Source organism: Psychromonas sp., from assembly GCF_983033635.1.
In genome coordinates this window covers 1-8,851 of record NZ_CEZLMY010000148.1, presented here as the reverse complement: position 1 = coordinate 8,851, position 8,851 = coordinate 1, and the positions used below count along the sequence as shown (strand labels likewise).

General features: G+C 42.6%; 8 protein-coding genes. 6 read left to right on the top strand and 2 right to left on the bottom strand.

Annotated features, from left to right (window positions below; translation table 11 throughout):
- Positions 1–405: 405 nt before the first annotated feature.
- Both AC4GME_RS14975 and AC4GME_RS14970 read right to left on the bottom strand, forming a co-directional pair.
- Positions 406–1,986 carry a BCCT family transporter gene (locus AC4GME_RS14975; protein WP_490378430.1) on the bottom strand — a complete coding sequence of 527 codons (1,581 nt, stop codon included), beginning with the start codon at positions 1,984–1,986 and terminating at the stop codon, positions 406–408.
- A gap of 829 nt (positions 1,987–2,815) precedes the next feature.
- Entirely contained in the window at positions 2,816–3,037 is a 222-nt protein-coding gene (locus AC4GME_RS14970) for a hypothetical protein (RefSeq protein ID WP_490378429.1), read from the bottom strand.
- Between the two features lie 427 nt (positions 3,038–3,464).
- Between AC4GME_RS14970 and AC4GME_RS14965 the strand changes: the two genes are divergently transcribed.
- The 6 genes from AC4GME_RS14965 to AC4GME_RS14940 form a co-directional block, all read left to right on the top strand.
- On the top strand, positions 3,465–3,902 hold the full coding sequence (locus AC4GME_RS14965; protein ID WP_490378428.1) for a hypothetical protein: 438 nt from the start codon (positions 3,465–3,467) through the stop codon (positions 3,900–3,902).
- Positions 3,903–4,007: 105 nt separating this feature from the next.
- A complete protein-coding gene (locus AC4GME_RS14960; RefSeq protein ID WP_490379669.1) occupies positions 4,008–4,799 on the top strand; it encodes an arsenite methyltransferase in 792 nt (263 codons plus the stop codon).
- Between the two features lie 141 nt (positions 4,800–4,940).
- The gene (locus AC4GME_RS14955) at positions 4,941–5,564 is read left to right on the top strand and encodes a class I SAM-dependent methyltransferase (RefSeq protein ID WP_490379668.1); all 624 of its coding nucleotides are present in this window, start codon (positions 4,941–4,943) and stop codon (positions 5,562–5,564) included.
- 634 nt (positions 5,565–6,198) lie between these two features.
- A complete protein-coding gene (locus AC4GME_RS14950) occupies positions 6,199–6,672 on the top strand; it encodes an aminoacyl-tRNA deacylase (RefSeq protein WP_490379667.1) in 474 nt (157 codons plus the stop codon).
- 439 nt (positions 6,673–7,111) lie between these two features.
- Positions 7,112–7,972: a substrate-binding periplasmic protein gene (locus AC4GME_RS14945; RefSeq protein WP_490378063.1), complete on the top strand. Its 861-nt coding sequence runs from the start codon at positions 7,112–7,114 to the stop codon at positions 7,970–7,972.
- Positions 7,973–8,260: 288 nt separating this feature from the next.
- The coding region (locus tag AC4GME_RS14940; RefSeq protein WP_490379666.1) for an SPFH domain-containing protein at positions 8,261–8,851 on the top strand (591 nt) is incomplete at its 3' end.

Here is an 8,851-nt window from a genome sequence, read left to right as displayed (position 1 = left end):
GCTGAATTAATATTTAAGAGAATGGTAAACCTTTGCGGGTTTGCCATTTTTTTTTTGCTAATTTTAAAGTGTTATGACTAAGTAAAATTGGCCATAGACTTGTTGGTTTGTAAGGCGCAATGGGGCGTTTGCGAGTTAGCTTTCTGAGACGAAAAAGGGCACAAAGCGAGATAGATTATTTACGCTAATGTCGTGCCGTAATTTAATTTATCTGGTTTTTTTCGGAAAAAACCGTACACCATCAGCACAATTATTTTGCGCTAAGCATTCATCCACGAGTAACCCGGTGATTTTCTGTGGTTACAAAATAAAAATCGGCCTCAAGCACTGGCTAGGGACCGATTATGAAGTTACCTTATGATCATTTAAATCAGCTTAAACGATCGATCTTTTTATTGTTAGTCGTTATTTGTATAAAGCACGTTCGCTGTTTAAACCTTTAATCAGGCTAACGCACATCAATAACAGAACAAAGGTGAATGGCAGGGCAGTCGCAACAACGCCAGACTGTAACGCCTGAAGTGCTTCTTTGCCGCCAATCCAAAGCATAACTGCCGCGATGGCCCCCTCTACCGTTGCCCAGAAAATACGCTGTGGAATAGGCGCATCTATCTTACCGCCTGCAGTGATACTGTCGATTACCAGTGAGCCTGAATCCGAAGAGGTGATGAAGAATATCAGTATCAACACAATCGAAATGACCGAAATTGCTGAGCCGAACGGCAGTGCATCATATACTTGGAACAAGGTTAGCGAAATATCAGTCAAACCATTAGCACCCAGTTCACCGATATTATTGACCACCTGATCGATAGCAATGCCGCCGAAAATAGCCATCCAGATAATGGTCATTAAAGTAGGAATAAAGATCACTGCAAACAGGAATTCGCGTACTGTACGACCTTTCGAGATACGAGCAATAAACATGCCTACAAATGGTGACCATGAAATCCACCATGCCCAGTAAAATACTGTCCAGCCGTGCATCCATGTCGTGTCTTCACGACCATGAGGGTTGCTCAGAGCAATGATGTTTTCTGCATAAGCCATAAATGTGTCTGGAATCGAGACCTTCACAATATCAAAGCCGACGTAAGTAACGAACACCAGCAGGGCTAATGCAAACAGCATATTGATGTTGCTCAGTATTTTAACACCGCCTTCGATGCCGCGAATAACAGATAAAATGGCAATAAAAGTCACGAACGCAATGATCATAAGCTGCATACCAATGCCGCCGTCAGTTCCAAATACGTGGTTGATACCGCTGGTGGCCTGCTGTGCGCCCAGACCAAGAGAAGTTGCCAAACCAAACAGGGTCGCCAGTACCGCCATAATATCGACTACATGACCTAACCAGCCCCAGGCTCTATCGCCAAAGATCGGGTAGAACACAGAACGAATCGACAGCGGCAGGCCCTTGTTATATGCAAAAAATGCCAGCGCGAGCGCGACAATCGCGTAGATAGACCAGCCGTGGATACCCCAGTGGAAGATGGTTGCTCCCATGGCCAGTGATTTCGCTTCCGGCGAATACGCCTCTACATTAAATGGTGTGCCCCACCAGTCAGTAAAGTAAGCAGTCGGTTCCGCTACTCCCCAAAACAGAAGGCCGATACCCATACCGGCAGCAAAAAGCATTGCCAGCCATGAAACCGTAGAGTGCTCCGACGCGGCATCTTTGCCGCCGATACGGATCTTACCAAACGGCGACAGCATTAATAGCAAAGCGAACATCAAGAAAAAGTTGGTTGACCACATAAATAAGAGATCAAAATCTTCCATGATGCCGTTCTTTAGGCTGTTTAATGCTTCTTTAGCGGTATTGGGATCGACGATTAGAAGTGTCGAAAGGAATAGGAAAATAAGACCTGCGCTTATTCCGAATACGGGGTTATGAATATCGAAACCCCACTTTTGAATGTTGTCTTGACCAACATGATAGTCAGTCGTTTCTATACTGTATTTATTTAATGTGTTATCCATAAATGGTACTCAAATATTTGTTCTTAATATCTTTTTAATTGAAAAATAAAAACGAAATGGTCCTGAGAAATGAAAGTAATTAGGCCACTAAGTAAAATCGAGCGAAGGATATTAACAATCTCCTCATGAAAACTCAAATATCATTGGGTTTGCAGGGCGTTGTTGCTATTTTAATGCTGCATTTATCCACTTGCATGATTTGTACTCTAAGGTTTTACCTGGTGAGATTAGTTAGGTCTGAAATACCTGCGGCGGATAAGATTCAAGTGTCGAATTCTGGGGGAAAGAGCCGTATATGAGCAGCATAAAAATATTTCGAAGTTTGTGTCGATTTTACAAGATTCATTTTTTGCTTAAATCAGCGGCACCTTTGTCCAACACTGCGGATAATCACGAGGTCTAACGGGTTTAGGTAGGGACTAACTTAACATTAGGAAGTCTGAGGCAACTCAGCGTTAATAAGAAATGAACGAGCTTTTACTTTAAGTCGCTTTGCGACTTAGGTTTTCTAGTTAGTTTCGGGCACATTGCACCTTATGATTTACAGATGCCTCTAAAAATATGAGCAAATTAACTATGCCACTTCACATACTCTATATTGAAGTGAGTAAGATTAAATTCATAGTAAAGGGGCTGGGATTTCCGGTAATAGAGGGGCGTGTGATTCAAGCAATGAAGAAAATCCGCGCAAGATTAAGTCGTAAAAAATATGCTATCCAATGAATTCTGATGGCGTGTGAAAATTGATTGACGCTGGTTGATAGTGCTAGCAATTCCCCGTAAGTTTTAAAGCACAGACGTTTAAAGCAGACCATTAAAAGGGTCTGAATCAGAAATTTCGTCCTTTCCATAATTTAATATCACCCCGTCGCTCTAGCCCGTGACGGCGATCGGTTTTGATCTCAAAGCGTACCATTTCTCGACGATCCACTGTCTGCCGACGTTGCCCTTTGCGGCGTTCTGGCCCGTCGTATAGCAACGATCCATTTTGAGCCACCTGATTATCAGGCCCCTTTTCAGGTTCGCTATTTGGCATTAACTCAAGTTGCATAACCTACTCCATCTGCTCATTGTATACACTGCTTTAATTTTAGTCAGCGACTATATTATAGGCAAGGAAAAGACATGGGTAATTTTCTGCCTTCCTGGCCACGAATTTCACACCTAATGGTGTTGAGATGACAAACCTAGCCGATCCGCAAGCAAGCTGAGACAGTCATCATGAGCCAACTCGCAGAAGTTCAACTCAGGAAAAGCACGAAGTCTTGTCTGACTAGGAAGAATCACGGTCAAGGCCGAGGGTCCCGAAGTTCGCAAATGAATCCCCCTGCAAAATTTAATTCTTAATAAGTCGCGTGTGCCAACTAACTGTTTTTAACACTTGATATGGTCTAAATTTTATCAAGAAAGCAGATTTTAAATGTGTATTAGTAACAATGACGACTAATACTCTGTTAAATGAGCGACTAGGAGATACTGTGCAGCTATTTTTAGGATGGGTACTTATTATTTTTCCAGGCATTCTATTTGTCGGGCAACTGATTTCATCAGTTAATTTCTCCCTTGCCCAAAAACTAGGGTTGCAGGAGGATCCAGATGAAGCTGATCCCTTGTTACAAAGAGCAGAGAAATACACTGCGTACTGGGATCTTATAACATTGGGATGGTTGCCGCTTTCTGGTGTCCTCATGGTAATAAGCAGCTCTGCCTGGCCACTCGTAGCTTTATTTGGAGCTGCAATATATCTAGACACAGCTGGTCGAGAGGCTGCTAAGATTCTAAGTTTTAAGCACGAAGGCGTTAGAATTGGCTCGGCCAGGCAGCAACGCTTCTTTTTTACAACTTATGTTGTTATGGCTCTCCTAGCGATTGTGGTAATTGCCTATGCGCTTGGGCCAATATGTAATGATTTATAGCCGAGAAATATCATTTAACAAGGGCTGCCAGAGCTAGCTTGCTGCGGCTGCTGCTGACGGCGTTAGCCATGTTTAATCACAAAACATTAAGAGGGAGATGAAACAATGGAAGTCGAAGAAATCAAAAAGGCTGTACGAAAGAGCTATGGACAGATAGCAAAGTCGAAAAATGCTTGTTCCTGTTGGCACCCCTCATCATGTTGTGGATCAGAGGCGTCACCGACTGCAGAGGATACTTCTACTAATCTTGGTTATTCAATGGAAGATATTGCCAAAGCACCAGAAAACGCAAATATGGGGCTTGGTTGCGGGAACCCGCAGGCAATTGCTTCGCTGCAGGTAGGAGAGACCGTTGTCGATCTCGGTAGCGGCGGTGGTTTTGACTGCTTCTTAGCGGCAAAGAGTGTCGGTGAAAATGGTCAGATCATCGGCGTCGATATGACAGCGGAGATGATTAGTAACGCGAGGGAGAGTGCCGCCAAGGGAGGATATGACAATGTTGATTTCCGGCTTGGTGAGATCGAGAATATTCCCGTATCCGACTGTTCTGCTGATGTTGTCATTTCCAACTGTGTGATAAACCTTTCAACAGACAAAGAGAAAGTTTACAGAGAAGCGTTTCGTGTTTTGAAATCAGGCGGACGCCTGGCAATCATGGATATCGTCGTTACGGCAGAACTTCCCGGTGAGATCAGAGAAAATATATCTCTTTACACAGGATGCGTCGCAGGGGCGCAACAGATCGATAATCTGGAACAAATTATTGAAAAGGCCGGTTTTAACGATATTAGCATTAGTCCAAGGGATGAAAGTAGAAAGATGATCCGCGAATGGGTTCCCGGAAGCAAGATCGATGATTATATCGTTTCCGCTTCAATCGAGGCCAAAAAACCGTGATCGGTTTAGTATTAGCCGAGAGCAAAGAAATCGGGTTAACAAGTTAACATGGACGGTTTTCCGCGTTATTCGTTTCTCGCGGTTTTGCATCAAACCGCCCGTTACTGCCAACCTTAGGTGGCAATTGAGTCAGGAGTTATGATGGGAAAGTCAGCTAAATTTTGGGACAGAATTTCAAAGCGCTATTCGAAGCAACCCATTGCAGATCAAGCGTCTTATATGAAAAAGCTTGAGATCACCCGGGAATATTTACAGCCAGATATGGAGGTTCTAGAAATTGGCTGTGGCACAGGATCTACAGCTATTATTCATGCACCTTATGTGAAGCATATTCATGCAATTGATATTTCATCAAAGATGATTGCGATTGCCCAGAGTAAGGCTGATGCCAAAAGCATTGGGAATATCAGTTTTGAACAATTGAGAATCGATGAATTAGATGTACAAGATCAAACCTTAGATGTTGTGTTAGGCCTCAGTATTTTGCACTTGCTCGAAAATAAAGAAGAAGTAATCGCAAAGGTATATAAAATGCTAAAGTCAGGTGGCATATTTGTAAGTAGTACGGTGTGCTTAGAAGATAGTATGCATTGGCTTAAGGTTATCGCACCATTTGCTAAATTACTTGGTTTGATGCCTCTGGTTAAATTTTTCACTAAGGAAGAACTGCAAGCTTGTCTAAGCGATGCAGGTTTTGCTATCGAATATTCCTGGCAACCTGGAAAAGATAAGGCTGTATTTCTTGTGGCCAGGAAATCTGGGTAGGGAGAAGGTGGAAAGTGCCACCTAACAAGGCCGGTCAAGAAGGACAGTCCTCCGCGGTGTTAAGATAGTATCTTCCAAAATTTACTTCTAAGTATTGGGATGTTTGCGAGCTGACTTAACTAACACGCTTTTCCTGAAAGTGTGGACAAAGATCCACTCGCAATGAAGCTATCAAATCTTGCACAACGCTCGTTATTGGGAGTTATTGAGCGTAGATTTGCCCGATTAATTTGAGCCTGGCAGATTGAACTGTCGAATCGGGTATCAGTCAGTACACCTTAAACAAGATAGTTACGGACTTTTCTCGCATCTAATCTTTTCTCGCCAATCTGAGTCATTCACTTCTTTTTTGTTTTATAAAGGCTTACCTAGCCCTATTTATTTCTGGATTAGTAAATCACATGGTTAACCACATCCAAGGAAGGGGAATTGGTGTTTAACTACTATACTTTGAGTCAGGGTGACCGCAATTTAATTCGAATCAAGCAGACGAAGCGTATTGAACTGAATACAAATCCGTGGCCGAATTTACTGACCACAAAAGTTACCGGTTTGTACAATCCAAGCCTTTCCCCTTAAAGGGAAAGAGTGTGAGTGAAATGATACGAACTAATCACTAACAAGGAACAAAATCATGTCCATTGCAGAAACGATAAAATCTTATATGTCGGAACATCAAATTGATTATGAGTTGGTTCCGCATCCAAAAACCTATACTAGTCGTGACAGTGCTGAGGCGGCACATGTTCCCGATGATCATATTGCCAAGGCGGTCATTGTCAAAGATGCACAGGGTTATGCCATGGCCGTGATTCCGGGCAGTCATTGGCTCAAACTACAGGCGATAAGCGAGGAGGTCGGCCGGGAATTAGAACTGGCGGAAGAAGCTGAAATAGATAAGCTGTTTAGCGATTGCCAATCCGGTGCGATTCCACCACTGGGCCCGGCCTATGAACTGGAAACATTCGAGGATCAACGCCTATTGATGCTGGCCAATGTCTTTTTTGAAGCCGGTGATCATGAACATCTGGTGCATGTTGATGGTGAGGCATTTCACAAGCTGTTAAAGGGTGCGCGCCATGGCTATTTCAGCCATAACAATGATTAAGTGCAGACGTAATTATGTTAACAATTGACGGTGCTACAGGTGAAGGTGGTGGGCTGAGTTTAAGATCGTCACTGTCGTTATCGTTGTGCCCCCAGCGTGAGTTAAAAGTAGTTCGAAACAGCCTGGGTATAGATCTGAATCACCGCAACGTTTTATCTGCGTGAGAAAGCGATTGATGTCAGTGAAATTATTGATCGTTGCTTGTTACCTGATCATCGCTATTTCAAGGTGCGCGGTGAAGATGACGGTATTTATATCCTGCGACATGATACCGAGTCGGGGGAGTGGGAATTGACCATGTTTGATAGTGGCAAGCGTGAAGAGATTCGCTTATCGTCCACTTGATCCGGATTATCCATCAGGATTCAGTGCTGTTCCATAAGAGCAGAAACAAATGTTAGTTTGACGCAATATTGATAGGTAATCTGCGGGTTTTAGAGTGCAGGAAGAATATTCTTTAGAAAGTGAGGTGACTATGAAGTTTATCATGATTGTATTTATATGCTTAATTAGCCTGACCTCCACGGCCTTTTCTGTTCAAGAAGTAACCATTGTTGTTGAAGATGGATACTTTGCACCATTTAAATTTAATGATAAAGACGGAAAGGTGACCGGTATTTATCCTGAAATAGTTAAACAAGCCGTTTCACGGATGCCTGAATATACGGTTAAATTTATAGAATTGCCTTGGGTACGAGCCAGGCTTTATCTCAAAAAAGGTTTATCCTTTGCGATGCTTCCTCCTTATTTCCATGCCCATGACTGGTTGACTGATGATAAACCTAAACGTCCTTATATCTGGCCCTATTCTTTGCCATTAGTTACACAATCTGATGTTGTGGTTTGTAATGCCATGAAGTTGAAGTCTCCCCGTTCTAACTGGCCTGATGATTATCAGGATTTATCTTTTGCAATGCAGAGGGGAGATGGAATAGCGGGTGAGAAATTCAACAAAATGGTCAAAAAAAAGCAGATCAAAGTCTATTTTGTTCGAACGACCCTGCATGCTTTAAAACAAGTGCTGGCTGGGAAACAATCCTGCACAGTCATTTCCAAAATGGTACTTGAGCACTTTATTAATGAAATGAAGAAAAATGGAGAGTATGCACAACTGGGGAGAGAGGTTACTTTAGAATCAAAAATTATTGGTAGCAATGAAGGATATTTAGGCTACACCGATATTAATGCAGAAAAGAACTTCCCATTTAAGAAAGATTTTTCCATCAAGTTTGATATCGAAATTTATAAAATGAAAAAAAGTGGAGAAATTCAGGAAATCATAAAAAGGTTTGTCGACTAGCGATTTGCTATTGAGCGACGATGTTTGTAGACAACTCATATTATATGAGGGCGTTTGCGAGTTAGCTTCCTAAGGCGGAATGGGGCATAAAGCACCTTAAAATTTAATTCGAATATATAACCCTAATATATTGCTCTGATTAACTTTGTTACAAGGGGAACAGGTTTATCTAATAAATCTTTTAGGGCAAATATCGCACTTATTTAACGCTGCATTCTTGACAATTTTGATGAAGCTCCCATAGTAAATAGATGGCATACTTTTTTGCCATCTACTGAGGCGAATGTTATGCCTACTGGAAATAATCAAGACATTCCTGGCGATCCTTGGGATCGTGATAAGCGTCTCCCTTTGGAATATAGTTTATTAATTAAGAAGGGATATTCGCACTGCAAAAAAAAATTGCCGAATGATCATCCTGCCGGTGCCTTACTCTTTTTCTTTTATCTTCTCTTTCTGTTATTGAGTGGATTTAGTGTCTGGTCGGCTATTTATACTATCCCAAGTGACTCGGTCGCCGTTGTACAGCGATTTGGAAAATACTTGAAAGAGGTGCCCCCGGGTCTGCATTTTAAACTTCCACTGGGCATTGACCGCGCAACCATTGTTCCGGTTAAACGGCAGTTAAAGCAGGAATTTGGTTTTACCACGCCAGGTGCAAGTGATCCTTATCAAAGTCCTGCTGCTCGTGATAGCGAGCGGGAAACACAGATGGTTACAGGTGATTTGAATGCCGCCCTTGTGGAGTGGGTAGTTCAGTACCGTATTGCCAATCCCGTTAAATTTTTATTTAAAGTACGCCAGCCCAGTGAAACTCTGCGCTCTGTTTCAGAGTCCGTGATGCGCGAGGTGGTGGGGGATCGTACTGTTGATGAAGTG